This is a genomic window from Cellulomonas sp. Root485, from assembly GCF_001426705.1.
In the GTDB taxonomy this organism is placed as follows: domain Bacteria; phylum Actinomycetota; class Actinomycetes; order Actinomycetales; family Cellulomonadaceae; genus Cellulomonas.
The window spans coordinates 1,418,732-1,436,388 of record NZ_LMFC01000001.1; the positions used below are offsets into that span (position 1 = coordinate 1,418,732).

Here is a 17,657-nt window from a genome sequence, read left to right on the forward strand (position 1 = left end):
TTCGCATGGGGACATGCGATGGGACGCGCAGAAGCTGGGGACCGACGACGCGACGGCGCTGCCGGGTCTGACGCTCGCCGGTCTCCAGCGGAGCGTGCGCACCCCGGAGTTCGCCGGCGTCACCTTCCACGAGGTCACCTGCAAGAGCGCGCTGAACAAGGTGCCCGAAGCGTCGCGCATGCCGTTCCGCTGGACGGTGAACCCGACGCGGGGCTGTCTCCACGCTTGTGGTTACTGCTTCGCCCGGCCGACGCACGAGTACCTGGACATGGACGCTGGTCGGGACTTCGAGACGCAGATCGTCGTCAAGACGAACGTCGTCGACGTGCTGCGGGCCGAGCTCGCCCGGCCGACGTGGGCGCGTGAGCACGTCGCGCTCGGCACCAACACCGACCCGTACCAACGGGTCGAGGGCCGGTACCGGTTCATGCCCGGGATCATCGAGGCGCTCGCGCACAGCGGCACGCCGCTGTCCATCCTGACCAAGGGGACGCTGCTGCGTCGTGACCTCCCGCTCCTCGGCGAGATCGCCCGCGCGGTTCCGGTCGGGATCGGCGTGTCCCTGGCGATCCGGGACGAGACGCTGCAGCAGGCCGTGGAGCCGGGCACCCCGACGCCGCGGGCACGCCTCGACCTCGTTCGCGCGGTCCGGGAGGCCGGGCTGCCGTGCGGGGTGATGGTCGCTCCGGTCCTGCCCTGGCTGACCGACGACCGTGCGCACCTCGACTCCCTGCTGCGCGACCTCGCCGACGCCGGCGCGACCGGGGTGACGGTGCTGCCTCTGCACCTGCGCGGACCGGTGAAGCCGTTGTTCCTCACCTGGCTGCGCGAGCACGCGCCGGCGCTCGTGCCTCGTTACGAGGAGCTGTACGGGCGGGGCGCCTACGCGCCGCGCGAGTACGTCCGCTGGCTCGACGAGCGCGTCCGACCCCTCCTCGTGCGGCACGGCTTCGCCGACCGGGCGGGGCACCGCGCGGGGCGGTACGAGACCCCCGGCGAGGGCACCTACCCGGCCGGGAGCCTGGCCCCCGCGGGGTTGACGGTGCTCGAGCCGCCGGTCGCGGCGGCACAGCCGGTCCTCTTCTGAGGTTCCTCTCGGAGTGCTGGACGCGCGGCGGCGTGGTGTCGTTGCCCCTGAACAGCGATCCGTCCCGCCATCGGCGGGCACGCCCGGCGCGAGGGACACGACGAATGACGAGCCCGACCGGCACCGCACCCCAGCGACTGGCCTTCGACGGTCACATCGCCGGGTTCGGCACCACCGAAGGCACACGCATCGTCGTGGGGCGGTGGCGCACGTCCCCGCTCGGCTCCTTCTCCGACGTGATGGTCGAGCGTGCCGACGGGCTGCGCGTCCTGCTGGCTCCCCGCGACGACGTCGCGGACCTCCTGGCCGGGACCTACGTCTTCGACGCGGTGCACGTGGTGCCGGTCGGGCTGCGGGCGGACGAGGGTCGACGTCGCTGGCGTCTGCGCGCCGGCCCGCTGACCGCGGACCTGTCCATCGGCTCGCGCACGCGCCTGGGCCGGCTGCTGGTGGCGGTGCCGCGCCAGCACGCGGTCGCGACGCTCGTCGCCACCGCCGCCGATCCGTTCGCGCGTCTGCTCCTCGACGGTGTCCGTACACGCGGCACGGCAGGGCAGGGCAGGCGGGAGTGGTACGTCGCCGGTGACCAGCACGCGATCACCGCCGTCCGGGCACTGTGGGGGTCGGCCGACCTCGGCGCCGTCGCACCGGTGGTGCCCGCTGTGCGGTTCGGCTTCTCGTCGGTACCGGCGGCACCGATGGTCACGCGCGTGCGGACGATCATCGAAATGTCGGCGGGGCGCACGCAGCCCGGGCACTAAGATCGTGCGGGCGTCCGCTGGGCGCTCCCACCCCCGACCCCGAAGGACCTTCCGTGCTCCGCACCCACACGGCCGGCTCGCTGCGAGCCGAGCACATCGGTACCACCGTCACCCTCACGGGCTGGGTGGACCGGCGTCGCGATCACGGTGGGGTCGCGTTCGTGGACCTGCGGGACGCCTCGGGCATCGCCCAGGTCGTCGTGCGGGACGAGGCCGTCGCGCACGGGCTGCGGGCCGAGTACGTGCTGCAGGTGACGGGCGAGGTCGGTCGTCGGCCAGCGGGCAACGAGAACCCCAACCTTGCCACGGGCGAGGTCGAGCTCGTCGCCGCCCAGGTCGTCGTGCTCAACGAGTCCGAGCCGCTGCCGTTCCAGGTCTCGTCGTCCCTCGACGAGACCGTCGGCGAGGAGGCGCGCCTCAAGTACCGGTACCTGGACCTGCGCCGGCCCGCGCCGGCCCGTGCGATGCGCCTGCGCGCCAAGGCCAACCAGGCTGCACGACGGGTGCTCGACGCGCAGGACTTCGTCGAGGTCGAGACCCCGACCCTGACGCGCTCGACGCCCGAGGGGGCCCGTGACTTCCTCGTGCCCGCGCGCCTGGCGCCCGGGTCCTGGTACGCGCTCCCGCAGTCGCCGCAGCTGTTCAAGCAGCTGCTCATGGTCGGCGGGCTCGAGCGGTACTACCAGATCGCCCGCTGCTACCGGGACGAGGACTTCCGCGCCGACCGTCAGCCGGAGTTCACGCAGCTGGACGTCGAGATGAGCTTCGTCGAGCAGGACGACGTGATCGCGCTCGGCGAGCAGATCCTCGTCGCGCTCTGGGACCTCATCGGGGTGACGGTCCCGACGCCGATCCCGCGCATCACGTTCGCGGAGTCCATGGCGCGCTACGGCAACGACAAGCCCGACCTGCGGTTCGGGCTCGAGCTGGTCGAGCTGACGTCGTACTTCTCGGAGACGCCCTTCCGCGTGTTCCAGGCCCCCTACGTCGGCGCTGTCGTGCAGCCCGGCGGCGGCTCCACGCCTCGGCGCGGGTTCGACGCGTGGCAGGAGTGGGCCAAGCAGCGCGGCGCCAAGGGCCTCGCGTACGTCACGGTCGGTGAGGACGGCGAGCTCGGCGGACCGGTCGCCAAGAACCTCTCGGAGGCCGAGCGCGCGGGCCTCGTGGCCGCCGTCGGCGCGAGCCCCGGCGACGCCGTGTTCTTCGCGGCCGGTCCGGTCAACGACGCGCGTGCCCTGCTGGGTGCGGCCCGGCTCGAGATCGGTCGGCGCGGTGGCCTGATCGACGAGAACGAGTGGAAGTTCGTGTGGGTGGTCGACGCCCCGCTGTTCAAGCCCACGGGCGAGGACGACGACGTGGCCGTCGGCGGCGGAGCCTGGACCGCGGTGCACCACGCGTTCACGTCCCCGACGCCGGAGTGGATCGACACGTTCGAGCAGGACCCGGGCGCTGCGCTGGCCTACGCGTACGACATCGTCTGCAACGGCAACGAGATCGGCGGCGGCTCCATCCGTATCCACCGCAAAGACGTCCAGGAGCGCGTGTTCGACGTCATGGGCATCGGCCCGGACGAGGCGCAGGAGAAGTTCGGCTTCCTGCTCAACGCGTTCCAGTTCGGCGCGCCGCCGCACGGTGGGATCGCGTTCGGCTGGGACCGGATCCTGGCGCTGCTGACGGGTTCGGAGTCGATCCGCGACGTCATCGCGTTCCCCAAGTCGGGCGGCGGGTTCGACCCGCTCACGGCGGCGCCGGCCCCGATCACGCCGGAGCAGCGTCGCGAGGCCGGCGTGGACGCCAAGCCGAAGGTCGCACCCGAGGCCTGATGGCGGACGTGCTCGAGGTCCTGCCGCCGCGGTGGCGGCAGGACCGGATGCTGCTCGGTGACCGGCACCGCTGGACCGACGTCGACGTGCTCGGCGACGACGAGGCGGTCCTGCTGGTGGTCGGCGGACCGGATCGTCCGAGCCTGCTGGGGCGCGGCGATCCGGAGCACGTCGACCGGCTCGTCGGGGAGGCCGACCTCGGTCCGGCCCGGTGGATGAGCGTCCCGCGGGGCTCGCGCCCGCACGCCGCCACGCTCGCCGGTCTCGGCCTGGTCCCCTTCTCCACCTGGGACTGGCTCTCGACGGACGTGATGCCGCCGACGGTGCCGGGGGAGGACGCGGTGCGCGCGCTCGACCTCGACCGGGACGCGGACGCCATCCGTGCCTGCCTGCACGAGGCCAACCCGGACACGTCCGCGGACCCGGCCGCTCCCGGCGAGCTGGCGTGGTGGGGCGTGCACGTGGACGGCGTGCTCGGCGGGGTCGTCGGGGTGTCCGAGCGTGGCGGTGCGGGGGATGCGCCGTCCTGGCACGTGCACGGTCTCGGTGTCCTCCCGCGTCTGCGGGGCAGCGGTGCGGGGACGGCCCTGACGGCTGCAGCGGTGCGCGCAGGGCTGCGTTACGGGGCGTCGTGGGTCTCGCTCGGCATGTACGCGCAGAACGACGGCGCCCGTCGGATCTACCGGCGGCTCGGGTTCCGCACCGACGCCGAGCTCACCTCGTTCTCCCCGACCGGGACCCGGCGCCCGCCTGCCTGACCGAGTGCGTCACCAGCGGGTGGGCGGCTCGACGTCGCCGCTCAGCGACAGGTGGTGCGCCTCGGCGGCATCTCGGGCGAGCGCTTCCTGGAGCGAGCCTGTCCCGGCCTCGACCGGCAGGACCACGGGGCGCAGGTGGCCGACGCGGCGCCAGAGCCGCCCCAGCACGAGCCACGCCAGCAGGAGCACGACGCACAGCGCGAGGAACGGCAGCACCGCGAGTGGCGACGCGCCGCCGGACGACGCGAGGAGCGTGAGGAGCCGCACCTGGCCCACGGCGACCAGAGCGAAGCCGGCGGTGGCGGCGCGGGCGATCCACCGGGCCCGCAGGAACGGGACCCGGTCGACAGCGGTGGAGCGGGACACCGGGCCTCCTCAGTGGGTGATCGAGATGCGCTGGTAGGCACGCCGCAGGAACGGCGGGGCCCACCAGTTGGCTCGTCCGAGGAGCGTCATCGTGGCCGGGACCAGGAGCATGCGGACGAGGGTGGCGTCGATGAGGACGGCGACGGCCAGGGAGAAGCCGACCTCCTTGATCACGAGCAGCTCGCCGGCCACGAACCCGGCGAACACGACGATGACGATCAGTGCCGCCGACGTGATGATCCGGCCGGACCGCTGCAGGCCGAACCGCACGGCACGATCGTTGGGGACGCCCTGGTCGACGAGCTCCTTGATCCGGGACAGCAGGAACACCTCGTAGTCCATCGCCAGCCCGAACCCGAAGGCGATCACGAGCGCGATGACGTACGTCTCGATGCCGCCGGTCGGCGTGAAGTTCAGCACGCCGGACAGGTGGCCGTCCTGGAACACCCAGACCAGGACGCCCAGCGACGCCGCCAGCGAGATCACGTTGGTCAGCAGCGCCTTGACGGGCACCACGACCGACCCGGTCATGAGGAACAGCAGGACGAGACAGGCGACGGCGACGATCCCGATCGCCCACGGAGCCCGCTCGACCACCGCAGCGTTGAAGTCGATCTGGGAGGCCGCCTGACCGGTCACCCAGGTGGGGAACGGGGCGTCCAAGGCGCGGATCTGGTGGACGACGTCCCGCGCCACGGCGTCGCCGGGGTCGTCGGTGTCGGGTCGCACGCCGATCACCACGTAGGAGTCGACCGGGGTCGGCGGGTCGACGGACGCGACGCCGTCGAGGTCCTCGAGCGTCGTGGCCCAGGCTGCCGCCTCCTCCAGAGAGGTCTGCGCGACGACCGTGATCGCGGGTGTGGACGCCGCGGGGTAGTCGCGGGCGAGCGTGTCCACGAACTCGCGCTGGGCGCTGCCTGCGGGCAGCAGCTCGGTGGTGGAGTTGCGCAGCTCGAGGTGGGCCAGCGGGAGCGCGAGGATGCCGAGCACCGCGAGGCACGCGAGCAGCACGGTCCACGGACGGCGCTGCACCCGGGCGGCGAGGCGGGAGAAGGTCCCCTCCTCGGTCTGCACGTCGGCGGTCCGCGCGAGGATGCCACGGAGGCCGGGGATGCGCGCGAGGATGCTCGGCCGGATCATGCGGCGCCCGGCGAGCACCAGGAGGGCGGGGACGAGGGTCAGCGCTGTCGCGACCGCCACCACGATGACGGCGACGCCCGCCGCGCCGAAGGCCCGCAGGATCGGCGGCTGGAAGACGAGCAGCCCGGCGATCGAGATGGCGACGATGAGCGCCGAGAAGGTCACCGTGCGGCCCGCGGTCGCCATGGTGCGCTCGATCGCGGTGAGGACGGCGCCGTCGCCGCGTCGTCGCCGGCTGCCGGCTCCGCCGTCGTCGTCGACCAGGTGGTGCAGCTCCTCACGGAACCGCGACACCATCAGCAGGCCCCAGTCGATCGAGAGCCCGAGGCCGAGCACGGTCACGATGTTGACGACGGACGAGTCGAGATCGAGCACGTAGGAGAAGCCCAGGAGCGCCGCGAGGCCTCCGGCGATCGAGGCGACTGCGCCGACCATGGGCATCCCGGCCGCGAGGAAGCCGCCGAAGACGAGGATCATGATGAGCAGCGCGACCGGGAGGGCGAAGCTCTCGCCGGTGCGGAGGTCGGTCTCCACCTGGTCCGTGATCGCCTCGACGATGAGCGTCGTCCCGCCGACGATGCCGGTCACCCCGGGAGCGGCGTCGTCGAGGTCCGCCGGGATCTCGAGCAGGCGCGCCTCCACGTCGTCGAGCGCCACCTCCTGCTCCTCCGGCGCCAGGTCGGGTGCGAGCTCGACCACGACGAGGAAGCCGTTGCCGTCCTGTGCGACGAGGGGTGCGGCGGCCGGGTTGGCGGCGCCGTCCGGCAGCGCGAGGGGATCGATCACCGAGACGACGCCGTCGATGGCGACGAGATCCTCGCGCGCGGGCGCCATTGCGGTGGCCACCTCGGGGGAGGCAGGGTCGACGCCGTCGAGGACGAGGGTGAGCGACGGACCGCTGTCGTCGGCCTCGTCGAGGATGCGGAAGCCTTCGGAGCTCTCCGACCCGGGAACGCCGGGAGCACCCGTGCTGAGACGGTCGAACAGGTTCTCCCCGTGCACGCCGAGGACGGCCAGCCCGTACCCGAGCACGGCGAAGACCAGCCACGCCACGACGGTGAGGCGGGGATGATGGGCGACTGCGCGACCTACTCGGGCGAACACGCGGGTCATCGTCGCAGGTGGAACGGGCGTCTCGCACACGTTGTCACCCGGTGGGGCGTCAGGATCGCCTCGTCGGGCGGCGCCGGACGGCGTCGGACGTCGGTGCGTCTGCGTACCCTGCCCGCATGGACCTGTTCGATGCGGTGACGTCGACGGCCTCCGGGCTGCCCGCCGTCGGGGCCGGCGCACCGCTCGCCGTCCGGATGCGGCCGCGCGACCTGGGCGAGGTCGCCGGCCAGGAGCACCTGCTCGTCGGCGGTTCGCCGCTGCGCCGTCTGGTCGAGCCCGCGAACGAGGCGGCACGCCGGGCGGCGCCTACCTCCGTCGTGCTCTGGGGGCCGCCAGGGACGGGCAAGACCACCCTCGCGTACCTGATCGCCGCGACGTCGGGTCGTCGGTTCGTCGAGCTGTCGGCGGTGACCGCGGGTGTCAAGGACGTGCGGGCCGTGATCGAGGACGCGCGCCGCCGGCTGGCCACGGACGGCACCGAGACCGTCCTGTTCATCGACGAGGTGCACCGGTTCACCAAGGCCCAGCAGGACGCCCTGCTACCCAGCGTCGAGAATCGCTGGGTCACGCTCGTCGCCGCCACGACGGAGAACCCGTCGTTCTCGGTGAACTCTCCGCTGCTGTCCCGGTCGCTCCTGCTCACGCTCCAGCCGCTCGACACGGACGACGTCCGCCGCCTGGTCCGTCGCGCGGTGGAGGACGAGCGCGGGCTGGACGGCTCGATCGCGCTGACCGACGACGCGGAGGAGCACCTGCTGCGGCTGGCCGGCGGTGACGCGCGCAAGGCGCTGACCATCCTGGAGGCGGCCGCGGGCTCTGCTCTCTCGGAGGATGGCGCGGTCCCGCCGGTCCCGGTCGACCTCGCGACGATGGAGCGGGCCATCGACGTCGCCGCCGTCCGCTACGACCGCGACGGCGACCAGCACTACGACGTCATCAGCGCGTTCATCAAGTCCGTACGCGGTTCCGACGTCGACGCGTCGCTGCACTACCTCGCGCGGATGATCGCGGCGGGGGAGGACCCGCGGTTCATCGCCCGCCGGATCGTGATCTCGGCGGCGGAGGACGTCGGCATGGCGGACCCGAGTGCGCTGCAGACCGCGGTCGCGGCCGCACAGGCGGTGGCGCTGATCGGTATGCCGGAGGCGCGGATCATCCTCGCCGAGGCCGTGGTGCACCTGGCCACCGCCCCGAAGTCGAACGCGGCCTACCTCGGCATCGACCGCGCGCTGGCCGACGTGCGCGCGGGCCGCATCGGCTCCGTCCCGGCGCACCTGCGGGACGCGCACTACGCGGGCGCCAAGGTGCTGGGACACGGGACGGCGTACGTGTACGCGCACGACCAGCCACACGCGGTCGCCGCTCAGCAGTACCTGCCGGACGAGCTCGCGGGGACGCGCTACTACGAACCGAGCGACCGCGGGTTCGAGCGCCAGGTCACCGAGCGGCTCGACCGCATCCGCGCGATCCTCGACGACCAGGCCTGATTCTCCGATCCAGGGCCCCGCAGGGTAGAGTGTCGAGGTCGTCCAGTGGACGGGCATGCGTGCGTGCCCCCGCTCGGACGGCCACCTGGGGCCTTAGCCAGCGTCGAGAACAGACGCGACGCATCCACGGTCGGCCCCACGCCCGTCGGAACTCTCCGTCATCGGGTGTGACGTCTACAACGACAGGAAGTAACTCTGTGAGCAGCGTGACCCGCTCGCGTCGCCAGGTGCGCCTTTCCCGCGCCCTCGGCCTCGCGCTGACGCCCAAGGCCGTCAAGCACTTCGAGAAGCGGCCGTACCCCCCCGGCGAGCACGGCCGTGCGCGTCGCCGCACCGAGTCGGACTACGCGGTCCGTCTCCGTGAGAAGCAGCGTCTGCGCGCGCAGTACGCGCTGCGCGAGAAGCAGATGGCTCGTGCGTACGAGGACGCCCGCAAGGCCCCGGGCCTGACCGGTGAGGCGCTCGTCGAGAACCTCGAGACCCGCCTGGACGCCCTCGTCCTGCGCTCCGGCTTCGCCCGCACCATCCTGCAGGCCCGCCAGGTCGTCGTGCACCGTCACATGCTGGTCGACGGCAAGATCGTGGACCGCCCGTCGTTCCGCGTGAAGCCGGGCCAGACGCTCCAGGTCAAGCCGAAGAGCCAGGCCACCGTGCCGTTCCAGGTCGCCGCCGCCGGTGCGCACCGCGACGTCCTGCCGAACGTCCCGGGCTACCTGGACGTGCAGCTCGAGAAGCTCAGCTCCGTCCTGGTGCGAGCTCCGAAGCGCGCGGAGATCCCCGTGACGTGCGAGGTCCAGCTGGTCGTCGAGTACTACGCCCGCTGATCTGACGTCTCACCGGACGCCCCGCCGCGCACCTGCGCAGCGGGGCGTTCGTGCGTGCAGGGCGGGTAGGGTTTCGGCGGGGTCGAGGACCCCAGGACCAGGAGGCTGGACATGTCGGTGGGTGACGTCGCGGGGCTGATCGCCGCGATCGCGTTCGTGCTGCTCGTAGGCTTCTTGGCGGTGCCGCTCATCAAGCTCGGGCGCGTGCTCGACGAGACCCGGACCTCGGTCAAGGAGATCACCGACCACACGGTGCCGGTGCTCGACGAGACCGCGACGCTCGTCGCGTCGTCGAACACGCAGCTGGAGAACATCGACACCGTCACCACGGCCGCGGCCCAGGTCTCGGAGAACGTCTCGGCGCTCACGTCCCTGTTCGCCGCCACGGTCGGCGGTCCGATGATCAAGGCGGCCGCCTTCTCGTACGGCGTGCGCACCGCGCTGTCGGGACTCGCGGCGAGCGCGCGCCGGAGCCGATGATGGCGCGCCGGCTCACGTGGCTCGCGATCGGGGTGGTCCTCACGGTCGTCGTGGTCCGCAAGGGCCGCTCGGTCGTGGACTCCTACCTCCCCGCGGGGACGACGGACGCGATCGACGGCGCCCAGCGGGTGTCGCGCGCCGTCGCGTCGTTCCGGACGGACTTCCTCGCGGCGATGGCCGAGCGCGAGCAGGAGCTACGGCACGACCTCGTCGGGGACGTCGACGTCGACGCGTTGCGCGCCGAGCGTCCGGAGCGGGTCGCGAACGTGCGACGCGCCTGGTCCTCACGACGCGGCGAGGACTGGGCCGGCGCTCCCACCGAGGATCCCGACGACGACGACGGCTACACCTTCTTCTAGGCAGCACCCGTACCGGCACCACCCGATCACCACAGATGGACGACGAGGACACGATGCGTACCGCCGAGATCCGCCAGCGCTGGCTCGACTACTTCGAGGGCAACGGCCACGCCGTCGTGCCCTCGGCCTCGCTGATCTCGCCGGACCCGACGACCCTGTTCGTCATCGCCGGCATGGTGCCGTTCATCCCGTACATGCTCGGCGAGCAGACCCCGCCGTGGCCCCGCGCGACCAGCGTGCAGAAGTGCGTGCGCACCCTCGACATCGAGGAGGTCGGCAAGACCACCCGGCACGGGACGTTCTTCCAGATGAACGGCAACTTCTCGTTCGGGGACTACTTCAAGGAAGGTGCGATCACCTACGCCTGGGAGCTGGTCACCGGCTCGCGAGAGACCGGAGGGTTCGGCTTCGACCCGGACACCATCTGGGTGACCGTCTTCCACGACGACGACGAGGCGGCCGACCTCTGGAAGCAGATCGCGGGTCTGCCCGACGAGCGCATCCAGCGGCGCGGCTGGAAGGACAACTTCTGGTCCACCGGCGCGCGCGGCCCGTCGGGTCCGTGCTCGGAGATCTACGTCGACCGCGGCCCGGAGTACGGCGCGGAGGGCGGCCCGGTCGTCGACGAGGACCGCTACCTCGAGATCTGGAACCTCGTCTTCATGCAGTACGAGCGGGGCGACGGCGGCGGCAAGGAGAACTTCCCGATCCTCGGGGACCTCAAGCAGAAGAACATCGACACCGGCATGGGCCTGGAGCGGGTCGCGTACCTGCTGCAGGGTGTCGACAACCTGTACGAGATCGACGAGGTGTTCCCGGTCATCGGTGGCGCCCAGGAGCTCTCGGGCAAGCGCTACGGCGCGTCCCACGACGACGATGTGCGGATGCGTGTGGTCGCGGACCACGTGCGCAGCTCGCTCATGCTCATGGGCGACGGCGTGACGCCCTCGAACGAAGGCCGCGGCTACGTGCTCCGGCGCCTGCTTCGTCGCTCGATCCGCGCGATGCGGCTGCTCGGGGTCGAGGACGTCGCACTCCCGACGCTCCTGCCCCTGAGCAAGGACGCGATGAGCCCGTCGTACCCGGAGCTGGCGCAGAACTTCGAGCGCATCAGCCAGGTCGCGTACGCGGAGGAGGAGACGTTCCGGCGCACGCTCGCGGCGGGAACGACGATCCTCGACACGGCGGTGCAGGCGATCAAGCAGCAGGCGAAGTCCGTGCTCTCGGGCTCACACGCGTTCCAGCTGCACGACACCTTCGGCTTCCCGATCGACCTCACCCTCGAGATGGCGGCCGAGCAGGGTGTGGCCGTCGACGAGACCGCGTTCCGCACGCTCATGAAGGAGCAGCGGGACCGGGCGCGCGCGGACGCGCTGGCCAAGCGCGCCGGCCGTGCGGACACGTCCGCCTATCAGGAGCTGCACAGCACGCTGAGCAGCGAGAGCGCCAAGCCGGTCCAGTTCATCGGCTACACCGACGCGACGGCCCGCTCCCGCGTGCTCGGCCTGCTCGTGGACGGCGTGCCTGCTCCGGCGGCGACCGCGCCGGCCGACGTGGAGGTCGTGCTCGACGTGACGCCGTTCTACGCGGAGGCCGGCGGACAGCTGGCGGACACCGGCGTGATCGTGCTCGACGGCGGTGCACGCATCGAGGTCGACGACGTGCAGGCGCCGGTCAAGGGCCTGTCGGTGCACCACGGCCGGCTCGTCGACGGCACGGTCACCTTCGGCGAGTCCGGCACGGCGACGATCGACATCGACCGCCGCCGGGCGATCGCGCGCGCCCACACGGCGACGCACCTGGTGCACAAGGCGCTGCACGAGTCGGTGGGGGAGTCCGCCACCCAGGCGGGTTCGCTCAACGCCCCGAGCCGGCTGCGCTTCGACTTCCGCTCGCCGTCGGCGACCCCGTCCGAGGTTGTCGCGGAGATCGAGGCCCGGGTGAACGAGAGGCTCCAGGAGAACCTCGAGGTCACCGACTCCGTCATGCAGATCGACGAGGCTCGCGGCAAGGGCGCGATGGCCCTGTTCGGTGAGAAGTACGGCAACGAGGTCCGCGTGGTCGACATCGGGGACGGCTGGTCGCTGGAGCTGTGCGCGGGCACCCACGTCAAGCGGTCCGGCGAGCTCGGGCTCGTCACCCTGCTGTCCGAGTCGGCGATCGGCTCGGGCGTGCGACGCGTCGACGCGCTCGTCGGCGCGGGGGCGTACGGGTACCAGGCGAAGGAGCGCGCCCTCGTCGGCCAGCTCTCGGGCCTGCTCGGGGCTCGTCCCGACGAGCTGTCCGAGCGGGTGTCCGGCCTGCTCACCAAGCTCAAGGAGTCGGAGAAGGAGCTCGCCACGCTGCGGCAGGCGACGCTCCTGGCGCAGGCGGGCACGCTCGCGGCCGGCGCGGCGACGGTGGGGGAGACCCGTGTCGTCACGCACGACGCGGGCGAGGTCGGCGGCGACGAGCTGCGTGCGCTCGTGCTCGACGTCCGGTCGCGGCTCGGCGAGGCATCACCGGCGGTCGTCGCGATCGGCGGCGTCAGCAAGGGCCGGCCCGTCGTCGTCGTGGCGACCAATGCCGCGGCCCGCGAGCGGGGAGTGCGCGCAGGTGCGCTCGTGCGGATCGCGTCCGGCCTCCTCGGCGGCGGCGGCGGCGGCAAGGACGACCTGGCGCAGGGCGGGGGCACGGAGCCCGGCCGGCTGGCCGAGGCACTCGCGGCGGTCGCCACGGCGGTGGGTGGCTGAGGTGAGCGGGACGCCCGATCAGGCCGACGTCGTCATCCGCGGCGCACGGATCGCCGTGGACGTCGGGACGGTCCGCGTCGGGCTCGCCAGCAGCGATCCGGACGGCCTGATCGCCACGCCCGTGGCCACCCTCGCGCGTGCGACCAGCAAGAAGGGGCACCTGCCCACAGACATCGCACAGGTGGTGCGCGAGGTGCAGGAACGCCGTGTGGGTGTTGTGTACGTCGGGCTGCCGGTCCACATGTCGGGGGCCGAAGGTTCCGCATCGGACGCCGCGCGCGCGTACGCTGTCCAACTGGCGCAGGCCGTCGCACCGGTTCCGGTGCGTCTGGTCGACGAGCGGATGAGCACGGTGTCCGCCCATCACGCGCTGCAGGCGTCCGGCCGATCCGGGCGCCGCCACCGGCAGGTCGTCGACCAGGCGGCCGCGGTGGTGATCTTGCAGTCCGCGCTGGACGCGGAGCGTGCCTCAGGGCGACGACCCGGTGAGCGGGTCGAGCCAGCACAGCATGCTCCAGTGGCGCGCGGGGGGGCTGCGGGCGACGCACGGACGACGGTGGAGTGACGCGCACGTGACCAAGAGCCAGACCGAGTGGTGGGCCCCTGTAGAGCGGAGTGACGAGGTGAGCGACCTGTTCGGTGGCGATACTCGTGTCGCCCCTGCCGAGAACAAGACCTCCCGCTCCCGCGGCCGGGCCAAGCAGCAGCGCGAGCGCAAGCGCCGTCGGCGCCGCTCGATCTGGGTGCTCATCGTCGCGATCCTCATGGTGGCGGGTGCCGCCTACGTCGTCGTCGAGCTGATGGGCGGCCTGTTCCAGGGCGGCGGTTCGGCGGACTCCGGCGTCGAGGACTACAGCGGTGTCGGCCACGGCGCTGTCGAGGTGGTCATCAAGCCCGGCGACACCGGCGCCGACATGGCACAGACCTTGGTCGACGCGGGCGTCGTCGCCACCACGAAGGCCTTCAACGACGCGTTCGCCGCCAACCCCCAGGCCGCCTCGATCCAGCCGGGCACGTACAACATGCTGCTCGAGATGCCGGCCTCCGACGCCGTGATCGCCCTGCTCAACCCGTCGAGCCGCGTGTCCTTCAACGTCACGATCCCCGAGGGCCTCACCAAGGGTCAGATCGCCACGAAGATCAGCGAGAAGATGGCGATCCCCGTCGAGGAGGTCAACGCCGCGATCGCCGACCCCGCCGCGATCGGGCTGCCGGCCGAGGCGAACGGCGACGCGGAGGGCTGGCTGTTCCCGGCCACGTACGACATCGAGCCCGACGCCACGGCCGCCAGCGTGCTGACGCAGATGACCGCTCAGACGGTCGCGGTGCTGACGCAGAAGGGCGTCCCGCAGGACCAGTGGGCGACCGTGCTGAACAAGGCGTCGATGGTCGAGCGCGAGGCACGCCTGCCCGAGGACCGGCCCAAGGTGGCACGCGCCATCGAGAACCGGCTCGCCAAGGAGATGCCGCTGTCGGTGGACTCGTCGGTGGCGTACGGCCTCGGGAAGCCCGGCACCGGGCTGAGCACCGCGGACACGCAGGACGCCAACAACCCGTACAACACGTACAAGCACCTGGGCCTGCCCCCGACGCCGATCGCGTCGCCGGGCGTCGCCTCGATCGACGCCGTGCTGGCGCCCGCCGAGGGGGACTGGCTCTTCTGGGTGACCGTCAACCTCGACACCGGCGAGACGCTGTTCGCGACGACGTACGACGACCACCTGGCGAACGTGGCGCAGCTGCGGGCGTGGCAGGAGGAGAACAGCAAGTGACGGCTGCCGCCCACCGACGGGCGGCGGTGCTGGGGCACCCGGTGGCACACTCGCTGTCGCCGGCGCTGCACCGCGCCGCCTACGCGGCGCTCGGGCTCTCCGACTGGCGGTACGACGCCGTCGACGTCACGGAGGACGGTCTCCCGGCGTTCATCGCCGGTCTTGACGCGACCTGGGCCGGCCTCAGCCTGACCATGCCGCTCAAGCAGACGGTCCTCCCGCTGCTGGACCACGTCGAGCCGCTGGCCGAGGTCGTGGGCGCGGTCAACACCGTCCTGTTCCAGGGTCGGACGCTGGTCGGCGCCAACACGGACGTGCACGGGATCGTGGCCGCGCTCGGGCTCGACCGCCCGATCGCGAGCGCTGCCGTGCTCGGCGCGGGCGCGACCGCGTCGTCGACCCTGGCGGCTCTCGCCCAGCTGGGGTGCACGTCGCCCGTCGTGTACGTCCGCGCCGTCGCCCGCGCAGGTGGTCTGATGCGCGCCGCGCACCGGATGGGTGTCACCCCGGTGTACCGGACGCTGGAGCACGCGGCCGTCGAGATCGGGCGCGCCGACGTCGTCGTCTCGACCCTCCCGCCGCACGCGGCCGACTCGCTGGCGGCCGAGCTCACGCAGGCGACGGGGACGCTGCTGGACGTCGCGTACGACCCCCGCCCGACCGCACTGTCCGTCGCCTGGGCGGGCGCCGGGGGAGCGGTCGTGGGCGGCGAGCAGATGCTCCTGCACCAGGCGGCCGAGCAGGTCCGCCTGATGACGGGGCACCCGGCACCTCTCGCCGCGATGGCGGCGGCCCTCGAGGACAAACTGAGCGCCTGAGCGGCTCACCCCGGTGGTTCTTCCTGCCGATTGATCCGGAGACACCCGTGCGGCCAGCAGTCGGCCGCCGGTTCGACCGGAGGGACACGCGTGAAGCAGCTCGGGGAGATCCTGCTCGACGACGGCCTCGTCACGGAGGCGCAGCTGCTTGCCGCGCTCGACGAGACGCTGGCCCGGGGAACGACGTTGGGGCGCACTCTGGTCGAGCTCGGGGTGCTCACGGAGTCCCAGCTGGTCAAGGCCCTCGCCAACCAGGTCGGCATGGCGTTCGTCGACCTCGACGACTACCCGGTCGACCGCACCGCCGTCAGCCTGGTGCCGGGCGCGCTGTGCCGTCGCTACTCGGTCCTGCCGGTCGCGCTCGAGGGCGGGTCGATCGTGCTCGCGACGTCCGACCCCGGCAACGTCATGGCCGTCGACGACGTGCGCTCGGTATCAGGCATGTCCGTGATCCCGGTCATCGCCACGCACGACAACCTGCTGCGCGCGATCGACCGCTTCTGCCGCGCCGACGACGAGATGGAAGATCTGTCGCAGGCGTTCGAGGATGCCGACGCCGAGGTCGAGGCCGACCTCAGCAAGATGGCGGAGATCGGCAACGAGGACGCCCCGATCGTCCGCTTCGTCAACCTGCTGGTCACCCAGGCGATCACCGACCGGGCCTCGGACATCCACATCGAGCCGTCCGAGAAGGACCTGCGCGTCCGCTACCGCATCGACGGCGTGCTGCACGAGACCCAGCGCGCCCCCAAGCAGATCACCGGCGGCGTCATCAGTCGCGTGAAGATCATGAGCGACATCGACATCGCGGAGCGGCGCAAGCCGCAGGACGGCCGCATGTCCGTGGTGCACAACGGTCGCAAGATCGACCTCCGGGTGGCCACGCTGCCGACCGTGTGGGGCGAGAAGATCGTCATGCGAATCCTCGACAACTCCACCGCGAGCCTCGACCTGCGGGACCTGTCGTTCCTCGACTCCAACTACGAGGTGTACCGCGAGTCGTACACCAAGCCGTACGGGATGATCCTGGTGACCGGTCCGACCGGTTCGGGCAAGTCGACCACGCTCTACGCCACGCTGAACGCGGTATCGAAGCCGGAGATCAACGTCATCACGGTCGAGGACCCGGTCGAGTACCGCCTCGCCGGCATCAACCAGGTCCAGGTGAACCCGAAGGCGGGACTGACGTTCGCCGGGGCGCTCCGGTCGATCCTGCGGTCCGACCCCGATGTCGTCCTCCTGGGTGAGATCCGCGACCACGAGACCGCGCAGATCGCCATCGAGGCGGCCCTGACCGGTCACCTCGTGCTCTCCACGCTGCACACCAACGACGCCCCGTCGGCGATCACCCGCCTGACGGAGATGGGGATCGAGCCGTTCCTCGTCGGGTCCGCGCTGGACGCCGTCGTCGCCCAGCGGCTCGCGCGCAAGCTCTGCGAGAAGTGCAAGGAGCCGTACACACCCACGCCGCAGGAACTCCTGGCTGCCCGGTTCCCCTGGGTCGACGGGGAGCCGCTACCGGAGCTCATGCGCCGCGTCGGCTGTGTGACCTGCTCCAAGACCGGGTACCGCGGACGGCTGGCCCTCCACGAGGTCATGCGGGTCACCGAGGAGATCGAGCGGCACGCGGTCGCCCACTCGTCGTCCGCCGACATCGCCGCGACCGCCATGAAGCAGGGCATGATCCCGCTCCGCGACGACGGGTGGCACAAGGTCGCGCTCGGCCAGACCTCCATCGAGGAGATCCTGCGCGTCGTCGTCACGTAGGTACTTGGCGCGTGCTCGTGCCTCAAGTCGGGCATCCGCACCGCCGATGAATTGTCCAGAACGAAGGCCTGGTACCGGCACGTCCGTGCCGGTACCAGGCCGACCACGTGGAGGGAATGACGTGAGCGAGAACTATCAGGCACCCGCGGGGGAGCCCTCGCGGCCGTTGCCGCCCTACCGACCCGTCGGGCCGCAGGCGGGAGCGCCGGCGATGTTCTCGCCGATCCCCTCGCAGAGCACGGCGCCGCCGGCCCCGACCGCTCCGCCGGCGTACCAGTCGCAGCCGACACCGCCGCCGTACCAGTCGCAGCCGACACCGCCGCCGTACCAGTCGCAGCCGACACCGCCGCCATACCAGGCGCAGGCCCCG

At 71.9% G+C, this 17,657-nt stretch carries 15 protein-coding genes; 13 read left to right on the forward strand and 2 right to left on the reverse strand.

Features of this window, described 5'->3' with window-relative positions; translation table 11 throughout:
- Positions 1 to 13: 13 nt before the first annotated feature.
- From ASD16_RS06460 to ASD16_RS06475, 4 genes are all read left to right on the forward strand, one after another.
- Positions 14 to 1,087, forward strand: a complete 1,074-nt coding sequence (locus ASD16_RS06460) for an Rv2578c family radical SAM protein (protein ID WP_055914340.1) — start codon at positions 14 to 16, stop codon at positions 1,085 to 1,087.
- Positions 1,088 to 1,191: 104 nt separating this feature from the next.
- Complete coding sequence (locus ASD16_RS06465) at positions 1,192 to 1,848, forward strand: hypothetical protein (protein WP_055914342.1); 657 nt, start codon at positions 1,192 to 1,194, stop codon at positions 1,846 to 1,848.
- Between the two features lie 53 nt (positions 1,849 to 1,901).
- Positions 1,902 to 3,671, forward strand: a complete 1,770-nt coding sequence (aspS, locus tag ASD16_RS06470) for an aspartate--tRNA ligase (protein ID WP_055914345.1) — start codon at positions 1,902 to 1,904, stop codon at positions 3,669 to 3,671.
- A complete protein-coding gene (locus tag ASD16_RS06475) occupies positions 3,671 to 4,429 on the forward strand; it encodes a GNAT family N-acetyltransferase (RefSeq protein WP_055914348.1) in 759 nt (252 codons plus the stop codon). The genes aspS and ASD16_RS06475 overlap by 1 nt, the downstream gene beginning before the upstream one ends.
- A 9-nt stretch (positions 4,430 to 4,438) precedes the next feature.
- Here ASD16_RS06475 and ASD16_RS06480 read toward each other — a convergent pair whose 3' ends face one another.
- Together ASD16_RS06480 and ASD16_RS06485 are read right to left on the reverse strand one after the other, a co-directional pair.
- Complete coding sequence (locus ASD16_RS06480; RefSeq protein WP_055914351.1) at positions 4,439 to 4,795, reverse strand: hypothetical protein; 357 nt, start codon at positions 4,793 to 4,795, stop codon at positions 4,439 to 4,441.
- A gap of 9 nt (positions 4,796 to 4,804) precedes the next feature.
- Positions 4,805 to 7,048: an MMPL family transporter gene (locus ASD16_RS06485; RefSeq protein WP_055914354.1), complete on the reverse strand. Its 2,244-nt coding sequence runs from the start codon at positions 7,046 to 7,048 to the stop codon at positions 4,805 to 4,807.
- A 116-nt stretch (positions 7,049 to 7,164) separates the two neighbouring features.
- On the opposite strand from ASD16_RS06485, the gene ASD16_RS06490 reads away from it, so the two are divergent.
- From ASD16_RS06490 to ASD16_RS06530, 9 genes are all read left to right on the forward strand, one after another.
- Positions 7,165 to 8,535 carry a replication-associated recombination protein A gene (locus ASD16_RS06490; protein WP_055914357.1) on the forward strand — a complete coding sequence of 457 codons (1,371 nt, stop codon included), beginning with the start codon at positions 7,165 to 7,167 and terminating at the stop codon, positions 8,533 to 8,535.
- Between the two features lie 197 nt (positions 8,536 to 8,732).
- A complete protein-coding gene (rpsD, locus tag ASD16_RS06495; RefSeq protein ID WP_055914361.1) occupies positions 8,733 to 9,359 on the forward strand; it encodes a 30S ribosomal protein S4 in 627 nt (208 codons plus the stop codon).
- 111 nt (positions 9,360 to 9,470) lie between these two features.
- Entirely contained in the window at positions 9,471 to 9,839 is a 369-nt protein-coding gene (locus tag ASD16_RS06500; protein WP_055914365.1) for a DUF948 domain-containing protein, read from the forward strand.
- On the forward strand, positions 9,839 to 10,198 hold the full coding sequence (locus tag ASD16_RS06505) for a DUF5984 family protein (RefSeq protein WP_055914369.1): 360 nt from the start codon (positions 9,839 to 9,841) through the stop codon (positions 10,196 to 10,198). Before ASD16_RS06500 ends, ASD16_RS06505 begins: the two co-directional genes overlap by 1 nt.
- 53 nt (positions 10,199 to 10,251) lie before the next feature.
- A complete protein-coding gene (gene alaS, locus ASD16_RS06510; protein ID WP_055915826.1) occupies positions 10,252 to 12,930 on the forward strand; it encodes an alanine--tRNA ligase in 2,679 nt (892 codons plus the stop codon).
- A 1-nt stretch (position 12,931) separates the two neighbouring features.
- The gene (ruvX, locus tag ASD16_RS06515) at positions 12,932 to 13,495 is read left to right on the forward strand and encodes a Holliday junction resolvase RuvX (RefSeq protein WP_055915828.1); all 564 of its coding nucleotides are present in this window, start codon (positions 12,932 to 12,934) and stop codon (positions 13,493 to 13,495) included.
- 58 nt (positions 13,496 to 13,553) lie between these two features.
- Positions 13,554 to 14,702 carry an endolytic transglycosylase MltG gene (mltG, locus tag ASD16_RS06520; RefSeq protein ID WP_055914371.1) on the forward strand — a complete coding sequence of 383 codons (1,149 nt, stop codon included), beginning with the start codon at positions 13,554 to 13,556 and terminating at the stop codon, positions 14,700 to 14,702.
- Positions 14,699 to 15,520, forward strand: coding sequence for a shikimate dehydrogenase (locus tag ASD16_RS06525; protein ID WP_055914374.1), 822 nt, complete (start codon positions 14,699 to 14,701; stop codon positions 15,518 to 15,520). The genes mltG and ASD16_RS06525 overlap by 4 nt, the downstream gene beginning before the upstream one ends.
- A 90-nt stretch (positions 15,521 to 15,610) precedes the next feature.
- Positions 15,611 to 17,287: a GspE/PulE family protein gene (locus ASD16_RS06530; RefSeq protein WP_055914376.1), complete on the forward strand. Its 1,677-nt coding sequence runs from the start codon at positions 15,611 to 15,613 to the stop codon at positions 17,285 to 17,287.
- The last annotated feature ends 370 nt before the right edge of the window (positions 17,288 to 17,657 follow it).